We start from the raw sequence: 16,547 nt of genomic DNA, 5'->3' as shown, positions 1-16,547 counted from the left end.
AACAGGATGCGCTGCTCGGCGGATGCGGCGGGCGGGCTCACGATGCGTGCTGCGCGCCGTCGGTGGGAATGGGGATGCCCGTCAGGATGCCCCTGAAATGACGCAGCGGCTCGCCCACCTTGAGGCCCGTGGCGGTCATCGAGAAATCGCGGATGCTGCGCTCGTGCGCGCCGCCGCGCTTCTTCAGCACCGAGATCGCCTGGCGCACCTCGCCCTCCAGCTCGAAGTAGCGCAGCAGCACCACCGCGTCCGCCAGGTAGCTCGCATCCACCGGCGTCTTCATCTGCATGCCGATGAGGCCATGCTGCGCGCCCACCAGCAGCGTGGCGACGCCGGCCTGGCCCAGGTAGGAAAGCAGCTCGTGCAGCTGCACGATCAGGAAGCGCTCGTCGGGCATCGCGTTGAGGTAGCCGTTGAGGCTGTCGATCACCACCACCGCCGCGCCGCACTCCACCACCGCCAGCCGGATCAGGTGCACGAACTCGCCCGGCGACAGCTCGGCGGGGTCGACCTGCCGCACCTTGATGCGGCCGGATTCGATGTATGGCCCGAGGTCCATGCCCATGCTTTCGCAGCGCGTGCGCAGCGTGTGGATGCTCTCGTCGAAGATGAAGAGGGCCGCGCATTCGCCGCGCTGCGCCGCCGCCAGCGCAAACTGCACGGCCACCGTCGACTTTCCCGTGCCCGGCGCGCCGACGAACAGCGTGCTCGTGCCGCGTTCCAGGCCGCCGCCCAGCAGCGCATCGAGCGCTTCCAGGCCGCTGGGAATGCGCGCCGGCGCCACCGCCGGCGCCGAGGGATGCTCGGAAGCGACCAGGCGCGGAAAGACGCGCAGGCCGCCGCGCTCGATGCGGTAGTCGTGGTAGCCGCCGCGGAACTGCTGGCCCCGATACTTGCTGACCACCAGCCGGCGCCGCGCGGCGCCGTAGTCGGAGCTGATCTGCTCGAGCCGGATCACCGCATGGGCAATGCTCTGCACCTGCAGGTCGTGCTTCATGGCGGTCATGTCGTCCAGCAGCAGCACCGTGCACTGGCGGCCCGCGAAGAACTGCTTGAGCGCGAGGATCTGCCGCCGGTAGCGCAGCGAGCTGCCGGCCAGCAGGCGCAGTTCGGACAGCGAGTCGAACACCACGCGCGAAGGCTTGAGCACATCGACGTCCGAGAGGATGCGAAGGGTCGTCTCGCTGAGCTCGACCTCGGACGGGTGGAACATCGTGTACTGCTCGTCGGGCTCGAGTGCGGTCTCCGACGGAAGCATCTCGCGCACCTCGATGCCGCTCAGGTCCCAGCCATGCGAGCGCGCCACGCCCTTGAGTTCCTGCGCGGTTTCCGACAAGGTGACATACAGCACCGACTCGCCGCGCTTCACGCCTTCGATCAGGAACTGAAGCGCGATGGTGGTCTTGCCGGCACCGGGCGTGCCCTCGACCAGGTAGAGGCGGTTGGACGTGAGCCCGCCGCCAAGAACATCGTCGAGGCCGGGAACACCGACTTTGATCAGGCCGTCCTGGGCGGACGGCACGGCCGTACCGTCGAGCTTCATTTCTTCTTCCTCCATCGTTGGGCAGACAGTCCTTTCTGCCCTGTTCTGCTTGCGATCTGCTGGCGATCTGCTGGCGATCTGCTGGCGCAAGGATTTTTATCAAGAGGCGCGGCCCCCGGGTTGTAGGGCATCGCCCTTCTTCGGCACAAGACAACGCCACTGCGCCGCGGCCGCTGCGCGCGGGCCGCGCACGGCCTCAGGACTTGTCGGGCGTCTTGCGCTCGGCATCGCCCGGGTCCTGGAGCTTCCTGTTGCCGACCTTCTTCATCTGCTCCTCGCCCTCGGTGTCGCTGCCGTCGGTGGGCACGGATTCTTCCTGGGTGATCTCCGGTTCGTCGGGGGAGCGCTCGCGGCGCTTGGGCGATGGCTTGTTCATGGCTGGCAACCTCCTGAATGAACCTCGACAGTGGAGTGCCTGCGGCATGGGAGCGCTCAGGCAATGGCGGCAGCAGTCGTCAGCCAACGCCGACGATCCCGCCGGTCCGCGCGGAAGCCGCGTCTTCATCCACGGGCGCCTCGCTCGCCTCGATGAAGAGCCGCCTGATCATCGGGAAGCGCCCGCGCACCTGCTGCTCGATCGCGGCGATGGCATCGGCGGCCTCGCCGGTCGCCGTGCCCTCCCTGAAATTGAGGTCGACCACGGCCAGCACCTCGTCGGGACCGATGTACATCGACAGCACGTGGCCCACGTCCTGCACGCTCGGCTGCTCCATGGCCAGGGCGCGGATGGCGCGCGCGGTCTCGGGGCGGATGCCCTCGCCGATCAGCAGCCCGCGGGCCTGGCTGATCAGCAGCACCGCCACGCCGGCCAGCAGCAGCCCGATCACCACCGAGGCCGCGCCGTCCAGCGCCGGCATGCCGAGCCGGTGGCTGAAGTAGATGCCCAAGGCCGCCACCGCCAGCCCGGCCAGCGCCGCCGAATCCTCGGCCAGCACGGTGTAGGTGGTCGGGTCCTTGCTCTGCCCGAGCGCGCGCCAGAACGGCGCGCCGCGCGACTGCACGCGGAACTGCCGCAGCGCAACCAGGAAGCTCGCGCCTTCGAACAATGCGGCCAGCCCCAGCACCACGTAGTTCCAGCCCGGATCGCGCATCGGCTCCGGCTTGCGGATGTGCTGGATGCCCTCGTAGAACGACACGCCGCCGCCCAGCCCGAAGATCAGCACCGCGACGATCAGGCTCCAGAAGTACAGCTCCTTGCCGTGGCCGAAGGGATGCTCGGCGGTCGCGGGCCGCTGGCTCAGCCGGATGCCCACCAGCAGCAGGACGCCGTTGAAGGTGTCGACCGCCGAATGGATGCCTTCGGACAGCATGGCCGAACTGCCGGTGATGCCGGCCACGGTGAACTTGGTGGCGGCAATGGCCACATTGGCCGCGATGGCGCCGTAGATCGCAAGCTTCGATTCGGCAGCCATCAGGGTTTCGGACGAAGGGGCGCCGCTCGGCCCTTGCGTTCAGCCCCGGCCTTCAGGGAAGGCCGAGGTAGATCCGCAGATCGTCCTTCATGGTCCCCGCCGAGGCGACCGCCATGCGCAGGCGGGCCTCGCTGACGCCAAAGCACTTCGTCCAGTAGTCGACCTCTTTCAGGTCGGTGATGTCGATTCGCTCGTCGTCCTGTGGGACGCGGATCTCCATGTCGTCCGGCATCGCGGGATCTCCAGGTGGGTTGGAGACGGAAGTTTCACCGCGCAGCAACGCCGCCATGCCAGCCGGATGCCATGGCTCGTGCAGGACAGGTTCTACATGCTGTCGCCTGCCGCGGTTTCGGGATGTTTCATGAACGCGCCCGGCCTATGTCGCCGCCGGTTCCTCTTCCGTGGCCGGCTCGCGCGGCAGCTCGTACAGGAAGAAAGGCGGCGCGTCGGGCCGGCTGCGCTGCAGCAGGGGCTTGGCGACGTTGTAGACCGGCACGCCGCTGATGGTTCGCCCCTCGAGCGTGCCGCGGTGCGCATGGCCGTGGAACACCGCATCCATCGGATAGCGCAGCAGCGGCTCTTCCAGGCGGCTGCTGCCCAGGAATGGAAATATCTCCACCGGCTCGCCCTGCACCGTGCCGGCGATCGGCGCGTAGTGCAGCAGCGCAATGCGGCGCCGGGTGCGCAGCTTGGCCAGCGCCGACTCCAGCTTCATCGCCTCGTTGAGCGCCTCCTGCACGAACAGCTTGATCGCCGGTTCGCCCCAGGCCCCCAGCGAACCGCGTCCGAAGCCGCCGGCAAAGCCCTTGGTACCGGCAATGCCCACGCCTTCGATCTCGCAGGCCGCGCCATCGAGCACGCAAACGCCGGCATGCGTGAGCGCCTCGGTCACCCGTTCGGGCGTGCCGGATTCGAAGTCGTGGTTGCCCAGGACGGCGACGATGGGGATCGGGACGGCACCGAGTTCCTCGGCCAGCACCTTGGCTTCCTCGGCCGTGCCGTAGTCGGTGAGATCGCCGCACAGCAGCAGCGCGTCGGCCTCGTCGGCGGCCTGCGCGAAGAAGCTGCGCAGCGTGCCCGCCGCGTCCTTGTGGACATGGATGTCGCCCACTGCGGCGAACCGGACATGGGAGGAAGATTTCGGATTGGGCATTGCAGCAAGCCTGCGCCCGGATGCCGCCGGCCGTGATCGGCCTCATCCTGCGGCGGCTGTAGGCGCCTGCCGACGACCGATGGGGCCGTTTGCTCCGAGCCCGCCTGCGGGCCGGCTCTACATTGCCTGAATGGAGCCCACGGCCGGTCTTGCGCTTTCGCTGGAAGAAGCAGAAGAAGTCGAGCCCCGCGTGGCCGACTTCTACCGGCAGACGCTGCGCGCGCTGAACGGTGCGGACATTCCCTTCCTGGTCGGCGGCGCCTTCGCGCATGCCTGCCACACAGGCATCCGCCGCTCGACCAAGGACCTGGACCTGTTCATCCGCCGCGCGGACTACGAACGCATCGCGCAACTGATGCAGCAGCACGGCTGGCGCACCGAGATGAGCCATCCGCACTGGCTCGCCAAGGTGCACGACGGGCCGGAGTTCATCGACCTGATCTTCAACTCGGGCAACGGCCTCATGCCGGTGGACGAGCGCTGGTTCCGCGGCAACAGCCGCGCCGCAGTCCTGGGCGTGCCGGTGCTCGTTGCCAACGTGGAGGACAGCCTGCTGTCCAAGGCCTTCATCATGGAGCGCGAGCGCTACGACGGCGGCGACATCGCCCACCTGCTGCAGGCCACCGCCGAGCGGCTGGACTGGCCCGGCCTGCTCGAGCGCTTTGGCCCGCACTGGCGGGTGCTGCTGGCCCACCTGACCTTGTTCGGCTACATCTACCCCGGCGAGCGGCAGCGCATTCCCGGCTGGGTGATGGAGCGGCTGATGGCGCGGCTGGCCGAAGAGGTGCGAGAGCCGCCGGCGCCGAACGAGCACGTGTGCGCCGGCACCCTCCTGTCGCGCGAGCAGTACCTTCACGACGTCGAGCAATTGGGCTACGTGGACGGCCGCCTCACCGCCGCCAGCACCATGACGGCCGAAGACGTGGCCGGCTGGACCGAGGCCATTGCGGACCGAAGATCGCAATAGGAGCAGGCGGCGTGGAAGCCGCTGACACTGCACGACGGCAGGATCTGCTGTCGCGGCTCGCACAACGGCAGCCTGCTTTGTGCAGGACCCCCATTGAAGCACCGGCGCGAGGGGCGCGCGGCCTAAGATTTTGGGCATGCAAAGAAGGCCCCATCCATGAACTCATCGATCGTCGACCACCTGGGGCGCGCTGGCCGCCTGGACCGCATGTTTGTCGGCGGCGAGTGGGTCCTGCCCGAAACGCAGACTCGCGCCAGCGTCGTCGACCCGTCGACCGAGGAGCCGGTCGCGGAGATCGCGCTGGGCAGTGCCGGGGATGCCGCCGCAGCCGTGGCCGCAGCGCGGCGCGCATTCGCGGCCTGGTCCGCGAGTCCGGCCCAGAGCAGGGCCTTGCTCCTCGACCGCATCCACGCGCTGGTCCTCGAGCGCGCAGAACTGTTCGCCCAGGCGATCTCGCTGGAGATGGGCGCGGCCATCGACTTCGCGCGCCGCACGCAGGTGCCGTCTGCCGCGGAGCACATCCGCGTGGCCCGCGACAATGCGCGCGGCTATGCGTTTGTCACCCATCGCGGGGAGATGGCCATCGTGCGCGAGGCCATCGGCGTGTGCGGCCTCATCACCCCCTGGAACTGGCCGCTCTACCAGATCACCGCCAAGGTCGGCGCCGCCCTCGCAGCCGGATGCACGGTCGTCCTGAAACCCAGCGAGCTGTCGCCCCTGAGCGCCCTGCTCTTTGCCGAAGTGATGCAAGACGCCGGCATTCCGCCCGGTGTGTTCAACCTCGTGAATGGCAGCGGACCGGAGGTCGGCGCGGCCCTGGCGCAGCATCCGGAGGTGGACATGATCTCGTTCACCGGTTCGACAAGGGCCGGCGTCCTGGTGGCCCAGGCAGCGGCACCCACGGTGAAGCGCGTGGCCCAGGAACTCGGCGGGAAATCTCCCAACCTCATCCTGCCGGATGCGGACGTGGCGCGCGCCGTACCGGGAGGCGTGGCGGCGGGCTTTCGCAACGTCGGCCAGTCCTGCAGCGCGCCGACGCGCATGATCGTGCCCCGAGCGCGCCTGCACGAGGTCGAGCAGATCGCGCGCGAAGCGGCATCCGCCATGGTGGTGGGCGATCCGCGTTCGCAGCAGACCACGCACGGCCCGGTGGCAAACCGCGCTCAGTTCCATCGCGTGCAGGAAATGATCGGCATCGGCATCGCCGAAGGCGCGCAGCTTGTCTGCGGCGGCCTCGGCCGGCCGGAGGGCTTGAGCCGCGGCTTCTACTGCCGACCGACCATCTTCAGCGCGGTGCATTCCCGGATGCAGATCGCGCAGGAGGAGATCTTCGGGCCGGTGCTCGCGTTGATTCCCTACGACAGCGTGGACGAGGCCGTGGAAATTGCGAACGACACCGTCTATGGCCTGGGCGCCCACGTGCAAGGCAAGGACCTTGCCGCGGCGCGCGCCGTGGCGGCGCGGATCCGGTCCGGGCAGGTGCACATCAACTATCCGGCCTGGAATCCGCATGCGCCCTTCGGTGGCTACAAGCGCTCCGGAAACGGCCGCGAATACGGCATCGAAGGTCTCGAGGAGTACCTGGAAACCAAGGCCATTCTCGGCTTCCAGGATGCCCCGGCACCCGCCGCCGAATGACAGATTTCAAGGAAGACATTGCGCATCGCGCAGGAGCAATCATGACCGTGGCCCTCGTACTGCACCGCGCCGGCGGCGCCCCCCTTTCCACCGCCTTCCGCAGGGCGCCGTTCGGCAAGGACGATCCCTTTGCGCGGCACCGCGAGATCGCGTGGGAAGGACCTGGCACGATGAGCGCGGGCCGCACCAGCTTCATCGGCGAGCTCGAAGTCGCCAGCTATCCCAACATCGAAACCATCGTCGTGGTCGAGGGCGAGCTGACCCTGACGGCAGCCGGCGCGGCCCCGCTGGTGGTCGGCCCCGAGGCGGGCGCCGTCATCGGATGCGGGACCTCGCTTCGCATCCAGGCCGGATCCCGCGTGCGCTTCGTGTTCTGCGCCGCCGCTTGCGAGAGGCCGACGAAGCGCGGCGTCTTCCCGCTGCATGCCGACGCCGACTTCAAGCCCACGGCCACGCTGCCCGCGGAAGTGCTGCTGGGCCCCCAGCCGGAATGCCGCAGCGACAAGGTCTTCATCGACGATGGCGCGCAGTACAGCGCCGGCGCCTGGGACTCGACCCCCTACCACCGCATCGTTCGGCCGCACCGCATGAACGAGTTCATGCATCTGCTGGCCGGCAGCGTGCGCTTCGCAGCGCCTGATGGCAGCGTGCTTTCCACGGCAAAGGGCGACGCGCTTTTCGTGCCACAGGGCGCACCGATCGGCTGGGAAAGCAGCGATCGCGTGGCAAAGTTCTACGTGTGCCAAAGCGTTGCGGCTTGAGCGGGCGAGCGAGATCCATCATGTCGCCTCCGCTGCAACACATCCAGACTTCGCCCACGCTGCCGGCTTCGGCCGATGTCGTCGTGATCGGCGGCGGCATCATCGGCGTCTTCAGCGCCTATTACCTGGCCCAGCGCGGCCTGTCGGTCGCCCTGGTGGAGAAGGGCCGGATCGGCGCCGAGCAGTCGAGCCGCAACTGGGGCTGGTGCCGGCAGCAGAACCGCGATGCCCGCGAACTGCCGCTGGCAACCAAGAGCCTCGAGCTCTGGGAACGCTTTGCCGCCGAGAGCGGTGAGGACACCGGCTTTCATCGCTGCGGGCTGCTGTACCTCAGCAACGACGAGGCCGAGATTTCCCGCTGGGCCAGCTGGCGCGAGTTTGCAAAGACCGCCGGCGTGACGACCCACATGCTGAGCGCCCGCGAGGCCGCCGAGCGCGGCCATGCGACCGGCCGCGCCTGGAAAGGCGGCGTCTTCTCGCCCAGCGATGGCACCGCCGATCCTGGCAAGGCCGCGCCGGCCGTGGCCGCTGCGCTCATCAAGCTCGGCGGCAGCGTCCACCAGAACTGCGCGGCGCGCGGCATCGAGACCGAAGGCGGACGGGTCAGCGGCGTGGTCACGGAAGCCGGGGTCATCAAGACCAGGACGGTCGTGATGGCGGGCGGCGCCTGGGCGTCTTCGTTCTGCCGGCAACTGGGCATCCGCTTTCCGCAGGCCTCGATCCGCCAATCCATCCTGAGCGTGTCCCCTGTGGAGCAGCGCCTGCCGGATGCCGTGGTGAGCGCGGGCGTGTCCGCCACGCGCCGCAACGACGGACGCTATGCACTGGCCATCAGCGGCCGCGCGCGCGTGGACCCGACCGGGCAGTTCATGCGCTTCGCGCCGCAATTCGTGCCCATGTTCGCCAAGCGCTGGCGCAACCTTCGCCCGGGCGGCCTGGAAGCCATCCGCAGCGGCCATGAAACGCTGGCGCGCTGGCGGCTCGATGCGCCAACGCCGATGGAGCGCGTGCGCATCCTCGATCCGAAGCCCGATCTGCCCACGGTAAGGGAGACCCACCGCCGCGCCATCGAACTGCTGCCCCAGCTGCGCGACGCCAGGATCACGCATGCCTGGGCCGGCTACATCGACAGCACGCCGGACGGTGTTCCCGGCATCGGCGAGGTGCCCGGCATGCCGGGGTTCATCCTGGCCGCGGGCTTTTCGGGGCACGGCTTCGGCATCGGCCCCGGCGCCGGCCACCTGATTGCCGACCTTGCCAGCGGCGCCGAACCGATCGTCGATCCTGCACCGTACGGGCCAGGACGGTTCAGCGGCTCGGCATGGGGCAAGGTCGCTGATTTCTAGGCTGCGCCTGCGGCGGGCCGCCGAAACGTTATTTGCTTTGCGTATGGAGCGGCGTGACCCGCCGCCCCTTCATCGCCGCGATGCGAAGACGAACAGAAACTAGGAAGCACGCGCGGGCGCACCCGCGCGCAGTCCGTCCATGACGAGATCCATGAGTCGCTTCAGGCGTGGTTGCCAGTCGCCCTTGGAGTCGATTTGCCAAATGCCTGCAATGGCCAGAAAAAAGTCATCCGTGGTGACGCCTGGCCGAATGGTTCCGGCTTTCTCGTTGGCCTGAAGCAGGCGTTGAGCAGCGCCGATCACTGGCGCATATCGAGACTCCTCCGAGCACTCAGGCGCACTGGAAGCTTGGCGCAAGGCATCGGCCAGGCCGGCCTTGGTCATGGCGTACTGGGCGAGACGGTCCATCCATTCCCGCAGCGCTTGTTGCGGCGGACTGGTCTGGAGCAGTTGCTCGGCGAGGTCCGCGACCTGCGCCATCTCGTAGCGATAAACCTCCCACACCAGTGCATCTCGACTGGGGAAGTTTCGATAGAAGGTCGCTTGCCCCACGCCGGCCTTCTTCGCGATGGCGCTCAGCGGAACGTCCACTGATCGTGTCAATTCGGCAATTGCCACTTGCAGGATCCGTTCGCGGTTCTGCAGTGCGTCCGAACGCAGTTGCGGGTCCATCTTCTTCGGCACTCGTGCCCCCTCCATCAAGCTCACTTGCAAAGCGGACAATTGTCCGGTATGGTTCGGCAAATGGACAACTGTCCGTTTTGGCTCATTTTATCTATCTCTCCCCATAGGAAATCCATGAAGTTCACAGGCAACACGATCTTGATCACCGGCGGCACCTCGGGCATCGGACTGGGCTTGGCGCTGCGCTTTCATCAGGCGGGCAACAAGGTCATTGTCGCGGGTCGACGCAAAGACCTGCTCGACCAGATCACCAATGAGCACCCGGGCATTGAAGCGCTCGAGCTCGACGTCGCAGACGCCGCATCCATCACCCGCGCGAGCAAAACGGTGGCGAGCAAGTACCCCGAACTGAACGTATTGATCAACAACGCGGGCATCATGCTTTGGGAAGATCTTCTTGAGCCGACCTCCCTCCAAATTGCCGAAGACACCGTCTCGGTCAACCTGCTTGGCACGATTCGGATGGTCTACGCCTTCTTGCCGCAACTGGTGGACAAAAGCGACGCGGTGATCGTGAACGTCACCTCTTCGCTCGCATTCGTTCCACTGCCGGCCACGCCCACCTACAACGCAACGAAAGCCGCCCTTCACTCCTTCACCGAGAGCCTGCGCATCCAGGTGGCGGACGCCTCTGTCCAAGTCATCGAAGTGGCGCCACCGGGCGTGCGAACAACGTTGCTGGGCCAGGAAAACGACGAGCAGTCCATGCCGCTGGAAGAATTTCTTTCAGAAACCATGGCACTTCTGCGCGACGAGCCTGAGGCCCAGGAAATTGTCGTAGAACGCGCCAAGTTCATCCGGTACGCAGAAGCCAATGGCACGTACGCCAGTGTCCTGGGAATGCTCTCCGCCGTGAGCGCTTCACGAAACTGAACGACGCGAATCGCGCCGACTCGCGAGCCATAACTGGAGCTTGAAAACGCTCTCCCATGAAAAGCCATGAGCCAATCACTTCTGGCGACCTTCCCGAGAACGAAAGCACCTCACCTATGCCGTAGCACTACGGTTTGTGCGTGCGTCAGCGCGCCGCCTGCCGATGCAAATTCCTTGCTCAAGGCATCTCGATTGCGGGGCGCACTGTCCACGTTGCCTTCGCATCGTCCCCAGCCACGGGGATTGCGAGGCGACCGCGCGTGCCTGCTGGTTTCCCCCCTGCTTCCAGGGTCTCAGCCAGAACGGCGTTCCAGGCTTTCACCACAGGCGGCCCCTTCGAGTTGGCAAGCCCATCGTCATGCGCTTGCACGGCTCGCGCTCAGTCAGCGTATTCGCCGGCTTCCTTGATGACCTTCGACCAGCGGACTTTCTCCGCTTCCACGAACTTCCGGTGACCGGCCGCGGCCAGGCGGTCGTCATTCACCACGGTGAGGCCCAGCGCCTCTTCGCGCTTGATGAGTTCCGGATCCTTCAGTGCGGCGCGAAGCGCCGCGTTCAGCTTTTCCAGCACCGCGGGCGGCGTGCCCTTGGGCGCATACAAGCCGTGCCAGACTTGCACGTCGAAATCCTTGAGCCCGGACTCCGCGAGCGTGGGAGTGTCCTTGAGCGATGGCAGCGGCAGGCGCTTCAGGCTCGTGATGCCGTAGACCTTGACCTTCTTGCCCTCGATCTGCGGCACGGCGTTGGTGGCCTGCTCGCACATGAGGTCGACCTGGCCGCCGATGAGGTCCGTCATGGCCGGTGCGGTTCCCTTGTAGGGCACCGGGGTCATGCTGGTCTTCAAGGCGCTCTGGAACATCAAGCCGCACAGGTGCGACGCGGAGCCCAGCCCTGCATGGGCCAGGTTGACCTTTCCGCCGTTCGCAGCAATCCACTTGCGCAAGTCCGCGAAGCTGGTGGCTTCCAGGCTCGGCTTGCCGATCACCACGGATGGGGCTTCGTTGATCAGGCCCAGCATTTCGAAGTCATCGGGCACCTTGTAGGGGAGCTTGCGATACAGCGCCGGTGCGGTGGCCATGCCGATGTGATGCACCAGCAGCGTGTAGCCGTCCGGCGTGGCGCGCGCCACCTTGGCCGAGCCGATCGTGCCGCCCGCACCGGCGGCGTTGTCGACGATCACGGTCTGGCCGAGCGGCTTGCGCAGTGCCTCGGCCAGGTCCCGGGCGATCTTGTCGCTCGGGCCGCCGGCCGCGAACGGAACAACCAGCGTGACGGGCTTGTCCGGGAAGTCTGCAGAGGCCAGCGTGGCCGAAGCGAGCAGGACGATGCCCGCGCCGCAGCGCCAAATGCTTTTCATGGTGTTGTCTCCTTTGTGGGCCATCTGCGTCAGGCCGAAAGCGCCTGCATCTCGCGGTACAGATCGGCCTTGCCCTCGAAGCCGATGCCCGGCAGATCGGGCAGGGTCACGAAGCTGTTCTCGACCTTCACGCCGTCCGGGAACCCGCCGAATGGCTGGAACAGGTCGGGGTACGACTCGTTGCCACCGAGGCCAAGGCCGGCAGCGATGTTCAGCGACATCTGGTGCCCGCCGTGCGGGATGCAGCGGCTGGCCGACCAGCCATGTTCCTTCAACATCTCCAGCGTGCGCAGGTACTCCACCAGGCCGTAGCTGAGCGCGCAGTCAAACTGCAGCCAATCGCGGTCCGGGCGCATGCCGCCGTAGCGGATCAGGTTGCGCGCATCCTGCATGGAGAAGAGATCTTCGCCAGTGGCCATTGGGTTCTTGTAGAAATTGCGCAAGGCTGCCTGCAATTCGAAGTCCAGCGGATCGCCCGGCTCCTCGTACCAGAAGAGGTCGTACTGCGACAGGGCCTTGGCATAGGCAATCGCGGTTTCCAGGTCGAAGCGCCCGTTGGCGTCGACGCAGAGCTTCTGGCCGTCCTGCAGCACTTCCATGATCGAGTCGATGCGGCGCAGGTCTTCGTCGAGCGAGGCGCCGCCGATCTTCTTCTTGACGACCGTGTAGCCGCGGTCGATGTAGCTGCGCATTTCGTCCTGGAGCTTCCCATGGTCCTGCCCCGGGTAGTAGTAGCCGCCCGCCGCGTAGACGAAGATCTTGCGGTTGGGCTTGCCGTCGCCATAGCGGTCGGCCAGCAACTGGAACAGCGGCTTGCCTTCGATCTTGGCCACCGCGTCCCACACCGCCATGTCGATGGTGCCAATGGCCACCGAGCGCTCGCCATGGCCGCCCGGCTTCTCATTGGTGAACATCGTGTTCCAGATCTTGTGCGGATCGAGGTTGTCGCCGCTGTCGTCGACGAGGGACGACGGCTTCGCCTCCATGATGCGCGGAATGAATCGCTCGCGCATCAGCTTGCCCTGGCCGTAGCGGCCGTTCGAGTTGAAGCCGTAGCCAACGACGGGCTTGCCATCGCGAATCACGTCGGTGACCACCGCGACAAGGCTCAGGGTCATCTTGCTAAAGTCGATGTAGGCGTTGCGAATGGGCGAGCTGATGGGGATGGTCTTCTCGCGGATTTCGACGATCTTCACGGGTGTCTCCAGAGGGGGTGGGTGGGAGACTGAATGGTCGGCCGTGCCGTCTTTTTCGGCCAATGTTCAATTTCTCAACTTCTATGCGCTGGACGAACCGGACATGAACCTGATCTGGCTTGATGACTTCCTCGCGTTGGCAGCAACGGGGAACTTCTCGCGCGCGGCAGATGAGCGCCACAGTTCCCAACCCGCATTCAGCCGTCGCATTCGCGCGCTGGAGGAGTGGATCGGCGCCGACTTGTTCGACCGCAGCACGCAGCCCGCCACACTCACCGAAGTTGGCGAGTGGTTTGCCGGCGTGGCGCAGGAGTTGGCCGCGAGGGTGGCGCGCGTGCCCGGTGACGCGAGGAGGGTTGCGGAGGCCAGTTCGGTCACCCTGCGCATTGCGTGCACGCATGCGCTTTCCATGACTTTCCTGCCGCGATGGATACGTAGCCTCGAGTCAAGCATCACGCTCGGGCCGGTGCAGCTCATGTCCGACGTCCTTCAGCGTTGCGAATCCCTGATGCTGCAGAGCAAGGTTCAGTTCGTACTGAGCCACGCGCATCCCGACGCCCATGGCGCACTCGATGCTGACCCCTACAGATCAGCCAGGATCGGCGAAGACATGCTGATCGCAGTGTCCGCGCCCAATGGCTCCGGCGAGCCGCTGCATCAGCTTTCACGGAAAGGCGCATCCGCCGTACCGTTGCTCTTGTACAGCGACGAATCCGGGCTGGGACGCATCATGCGTGCCGTCGTGAGCCGACGGCTGGAGTCGCAAGCAGTACAGCCCGTCTTCACGGCCCATCTCGCCTCCGTCCTCCGGACGATGGCACTGGACGGCAGGGGCATCGCATGGCTGCCGCGGACCCTCGTGGAGGAAGACACCGGCCAAGGGCGCCTTGTCGCCGCAGCGAGCAGCGAGTGGGCCGTTCCGCTGGAAATCAGGCTCTACCGAGACAGCGAGCTCTTGGGGAAGGCGGCGAATGAATTCTGGAGTGCTGCGATCAGGAAGTGAGCGGCGTCGTTCCTGTTCCTGCTTCGCCGCCAACTTACCGAAACACAGATAAGGAACGCCAAGGCTCAAGATACCGCCTTCAAGCTCGTGGAGCCAGGCGGGCTGTCGTTGCTAGTAAAGCCATCCGGCGCAAAGTTGTGGAGGTACAGGTTCACCCTGCACAGCAGTGAAAGCATGCTGGCCCTCGGCCGCAACCCTGACGTCAGCCTGAAGCGCGCCCGCGAGCTCCACCAGGAAGCACGAAAGCTCGTCGCAAGTGGTATCAGCCCCGTTCATCACAAGCAACAAGAAAAGCTCTCAATCGTCGGAGCCGTTGCTTCGACGTGGCAGGAAGTGACAAATGGCCGCCTACGCGCAAGCACCGCCACACAGCGCGATCGTGAGATAAAGAACGACTTGCTACCGAAGCTGCGGTTGTGGCAGAGACGCTGATGGCCCTTTGCCTCGCGATCATGGAGCGGAGATGCCTGCTGCCACCTGGGCGAAAAACGCTGGCGCGGGGGCTACGCGCCGGACGGCGCCTGCACTGGCGCGGCAGGCAAGCCCCGCGCATGCGCCTTGAGGCAAGCAATGAAGTCCATGAGCGTGGCCGAGACATGCTCGCGGTTCCACACCACGGTGATCGGGCCGAAGCGGATGTTCGAATCAATGGCGACCTTCCGGAACAGCCCCAGCGAGGCCATGTAGTCCGCCATGGATTCCGCACACACGCCGACATAGTCGCCCTTTTGCAGCAGGGCCTGCATCATGGCCAGCGAGGCGGTTTCCGCCTTGGGCACCAGCCACGATGCTTGTTGCTCGATGAGATAGGCATCCATCTGGATGCGGGTGAGCGTGCCCAGGGGCGGCATCACCCATTGCTCGCGCAGCACGTCGGCAAAGCCCAGCGGCTGGTTGCTGTGCCAGTGCTTGCTGCCCTGGCCAATGACGATGCTCACCTGGTCGTCGAAGAGCACGTGATGCGCCAGCTGCGGCTGGTGCGCCCTTGCATCCAGAACACCGATCACGGCATCCATGGCACGCGTGTCCAGGCCCTTGAGCAGGTCGTCGAACAGCCCGTCATGAATCGACACGGCCACATCGGCATGGCGCTGCTGGAACGCGGTCACGGCTTCGGGCAGGCCGCCGGCAATGCCGGCCCAGACGCTGCCCACGTTCAGACGCGGCACGCGCCCCGCGGCCACCGCATGCATCTCGCGGCCGGTGCGCGCGATGTCGCCCAGCACGGTGATGGCCAGCCGCTTGAGCAGATGCCCCGCAGGCGTCAGTTGCACCTTGCGCCCGCGCACCACCAGCGGCGTGCCCGCCACGCGTTCCAGCTCTGCCAGCCAGTGCGACATGGCCGATTGCGTCATGTGCAGCCGCACCGCCGCCTCGGTCAGCGTGCCCGCCTCGTCCAGCACCAGAAAGGACTCCAGATGCCGGACCTTGATGCCCCGTGCCCAGGAGAGGCCTTCTGAACGCTCAATCATGAGTAAACCTTCATGGATCCATCTTGCATTTTCACTAGGTGGATCGCAGGATTGTCATGAAAATTACTTCATCTTTTATGTCGCACCCTCAGAGGAATCCCTGTGCCTGAAGCAATCACGAACGTCTGCAAGATCCTGATGGGCGTCGCGGTCGCGGCCGCCACGGCCACCACCGTGTACGCGCAAGCCGCCTACCCCAGCCGGCCCGTGCGCCTGGTCGTATCGCAGGCCCCGGGCGGCAGCAGCGACACGATCGCACGCCTGTGGGCCGAACACGCAGGCAAGGCCATCGGCGCCACCATCGTGGTGGAGAACAAGCCCGGTGCGGGCGGCCTCATTGCCGCGCAAAGCGCGCTGAATGCGCCCGCCGATGGCTACACCCTGCTGCTGGGCAGCGTGTCGCTGATGGTGCTCAACCAGTTCACCTACAAGCCGCTGCCCTACAACCCCGAGAAGGATTTCGTGGGCGTGACCATGCTGACCACGGTGCCGTTCGTGCTGTCGGCCAACCCGGCCACGGGCATCAAGACGCTCAAGGACCTGACGGAAAAAGCCAAGGCGGCGCCCGGCAAGCTGAACTTCGCGTCCGCCGGACTGGGCAACTCCACCCATCTGGCGGTCGAGTTGGTGAGCAATGCCCTGGGCATTTCGATGACCCACATCCCTTACAAGGGCGAGGCCGACGGCATCCTGGCCACCATCGGTGGGCAGACCGAAGTGATGGCACCGGTGTATGGCACGGCCCTGCCCCACATCAAGAACCACAAGCTCAATCCACTGGCCGTGTTGTCGCCACAGCGCACCCCCGAGCTGCCCGATGTGCCGACCCTTGGCGAGCTGGGCGTGAAGGGCTTCGACAACATGGGCTGGAGTGCCGTGGTGGCGCGCACCGGCACGCCGCCCGACATCGTGGAAAAGCTCAACAAGGCGACCACAGCCTTCCACAACAGCCCCGAGGTGCAGGCCAAGCTCAAGAGCATGGGCGTGATCCCCATGTCCGGCCCTTCCGCGCTGGTCATGGAGACGGCGGCGCGTGACGCCAAGGCCTGGGGTCCCACACTCGGGGCCCTGAACCTCAGCGCCAAGTAAGCCGGCGGCTTGCGCAAGCGCCACCCCCTTCCATCCTCACCCTTTGTTGTGTC

Annotated in this window: 17 protein-coding genes; 8 read left to right on the top strand and 9 right to left on the bottom strand. The window is 66.2% G+C overall.

All coding sequences use genetic code 11. The annotated features are described in order from the left end of the window. Positions 1-37: 37 nt before the first annotated feature. From AC1DSC_RS02065 to AC1DSC_RS02045, 5 genes are all read right to left on the bottom strand, one after another. Positions 38-1,543 carry an ATPase domain-containing protein gene (locus AC1DSC_RS02065; RefSeq protein ID WP_012746799.1) on the bottom strand — a complete coding sequence of 502 codons (1,506 nt, stop codon included), beginning with the start codon at positions 1,541-1,543 and terminating at the stop codon, positions 38-40. A gap of 196 nt (positions 1,544-1,739) precedes the next feature. Continuing rightward, positions 1,740-1,919 (bottom strand): hypothetical protein, encoded by a 180-nt coding sequence (locus AC1DSC_RS02060; protein ID WP_278881234.1) that lies wholly within the window; start codon positions 1,917-1,919, stop codon positions 1,740-1,742. A gap of 79 nt (positions 1,920-1,998) precedes the next feature. Then, on the bottom strand, positions 1,999-2,955 hold the full coding sequence (locus tag AC1DSC_RS02055; protein ID WP_012746797.1) for a cation diffusion facilitator family transporter: 957 nt from the start codon (positions 2,953-2,955) through the stop codon (positions 1,999-2,001). A 52-nt stretch (positions 2,956-3,007) separates the two neighbouring features. Continuing rightward, the gene (locus AC1DSC_RS02050) at positions 3,008-3,187 is read right to left on the bottom strand and encodes a DUF3606 domain-containing protein (protein ID WP_012746796.1); all 180 of its coding nucleotides are present in this window, start codon (positions 3,185-3,187) and stop codon (positions 3,008-3,010) included. Between the two features lie 144 nt (positions 3,188-3,331). Next, a complete protein-coding gene (locus AC1DSC_RS02045; RefSeq protein ID WP_012746795.1) occupies positions 3,332-4,108 on the bottom strand; it encodes a metallophosphoesterase family protein in 777 nt (258 codons plus the stop codon). A gap of 130 nt (positions 4,109-4,238) precedes the next feature. Between AC1DSC_RS02045 and AC1DSC_RS02040 the strand changes: the two genes are divergently transcribed. The 4 genes from AC1DSC_RS02040 to AC1DSC_RS02025 all read left to right on the top strand — a co-directional run bounded on the left by AC1DSC_RS02040 (position 4,239) and on the right by AC1DSC_RS02025 (position 8,820). Further along, positions 4,239-5,075: a nucleotidyltransferase gene (locus tag AC1DSC_RS02040; RefSeq protein WP_062362394.1), complete on the top strand. Its 837-nt coding sequence runs from the start codon at positions 4,239-4,241 to the stop codon at positions 5,073-5,075. 156 nt (positions 5,076-5,231) lie between these two features. Then, on the top strand, positions 5,232-6,713 hold the full coding sequence (locus AC1DSC_RS02035) for an aldehyde dehydrogenase family protein (RefSeq protein WP_018903064.1): 1,482 nt from the start codon (positions 5,232-5,234) through the stop codon (positions 6,711-6,713). Positions 6,714-6,754: 41 nt separating this feature from the next. Next, positions 6,755-7,474 carry a cupin domain-containing protein gene (locus AC1DSC_RS02030; RefSeq protein WP_018903065.1) on the top strand — a complete coding sequence of 240 codons (720 nt, stop codon included), beginning with the start codon at positions 6,755-6,757 and terminating at the stop codon, positions 7,472-7,474. A gap of 20 nt (positions 7,475-7,494) precedes the next feature. After that, positions 7,495-8,820 carry an NAD(P)/FAD-dependent oxidoreductase gene (locus tag AC1DSC_RS02025; RefSeq protein WP_062362397.1) on the top strand — a complete coding sequence of 442 codons (1,326 nt, stop codon included), beginning with the start codon at positions 7,495-7,497 and terminating at the stop codon, positions 8,818-8,820. 99 nt (positions 8,821-8,919) lie between these two features. Here the strand turns inward: AC1DSC_RS02025 and AC1DSC_RS02020 are convergent, their stop codons facing one another. Continuing rightward, complete coding sequence (locus tag AC1DSC_RS02020; RefSeq protein WP_278880785.1) at positions 8,920-9,504, bottom strand: TetR/AcrR family transcriptional regulator; 585 nt, start codon at positions 9,502-9,504, stop codon at positions 8,920-8,922. A gap of 114 nt (positions 9,505-9,618) precedes the next feature. Here AC1DSC_RS02020 and AC1DSC_RS02015 point away from each other — a divergent pair, with 114 nt between their 5' ends. Next, a complete protein-coding gene (locus AC1DSC_RS02015) occupies positions 9,619-10,377 on the top strand; it encodes an SDR family oxidoreductase (RefSeq protein ID WP_018903068.1) in 759 nt (252 codons plus the stop codon). Between the two features lie 379 nt (positions 10,378-10,756). Here the strand turns inward: AC1DSC_RS02015 and AC1DSC_RS02010 are convergent, their stop codons facing one another. Next, positions 10,757-11,734 carry a tripartite tricarboxylate transporter substrate-binding protein gene (locus AC1DSC_RS02010; protein ID WP_369664299.1) on the bottom strand — a complete coding sequence of 326 codons (978 nt, stop codon included), beginning with the start codon at positions 11,732-11,734 and terminating at the stop codon, positions 10,757-10,759. 29 nt (positions 11,735-11,763) lie between these two features. Then, positions 11,764-12,930: a mandelate racemase/muconate lactonizing enzyme family protein gene (locus AC1DSC_RS02005; RefSeq protein ID WP_012746787.1), complete on the bottom strand. Its 1,167-nt coding sequence runs from the start codon at positions 12,928-12,930 to the stop codon at positions 11,764-11,766. A 103-nt stretch (positions 12,931-13,033) separates the two neighbouring features. Here AC1DSC_RS02005 and AC1DSC_RS02000 point away from each other — a divergent pair, with 103 nt between their 5' ends. After that, positions 13,034-13,933 (top strand): LysR substrate-binding domain-containing protein, encoded by a 900-nt coding sequence (locus AC1DSC_RS02000; protein WP_026283823.1) that lies wholly within the window; start codon positions 13,034-13,036, stop codon positions 13,931-13,933. Between the two features lie 12 nt (positions 13,934-13,945). Continuing rightward, positions 13,946-14,365, top strand: a complete 420-nt coding sequence (locus tag AC1DSC_RS01995; RefSeq protein ID WP_155247784.1) for an Arm DNA-binding domain-containing protein — start codon at positions 13,946-13,948, stop codon at positions 14,363-14,365. A gap of 71 nt (positions 14,366-14,436) precedes the next feature. Here AC1DSC_RS01995 and AC1DSC_RS01990 read toward each other — a convergent pair whose 3' ends face one another. Continuing rightward, positions 14,437-15,405, bottom strand: a complete 969-nt coding sequence (locus tag AC1DSC_RS01990) for a LysR family transcriptional regulator (protein WP_018903071.1) — start codon at positions 15,403-15,405, stop codon at positions 14,437-14,439. Between the two features lie 102 nt (positions 15,406-15,507). Here AC1DSC_RS01990 and AC1DSC_RS01985 point away from each other — a divergent pair, with 102 nt between their 5' ends. Continuing rightward, positions 15,508-16,494 (top strand): Bug family tripartite tricarboxylate transporter substrate binding protein, encoded by a 987-nt coding sequence (locus AC1DSC_RS01985; RefSeq protein ID WP_018903072.1) that lies wholly within the window; start codon positions 15,508-15,510, stop codon positions 16,492-16,494. Positions 16,495-16,547: the final 53 nt, after the last annotated feature.

This window comes from Variovorax sp. 01N425, assembly GCF_056399465.1.
The sequence above is the reverse complement of the archived record's forward strand: the minus strand, read 5'-3'. Positions and strand labels throughout refer to the sequence as shown.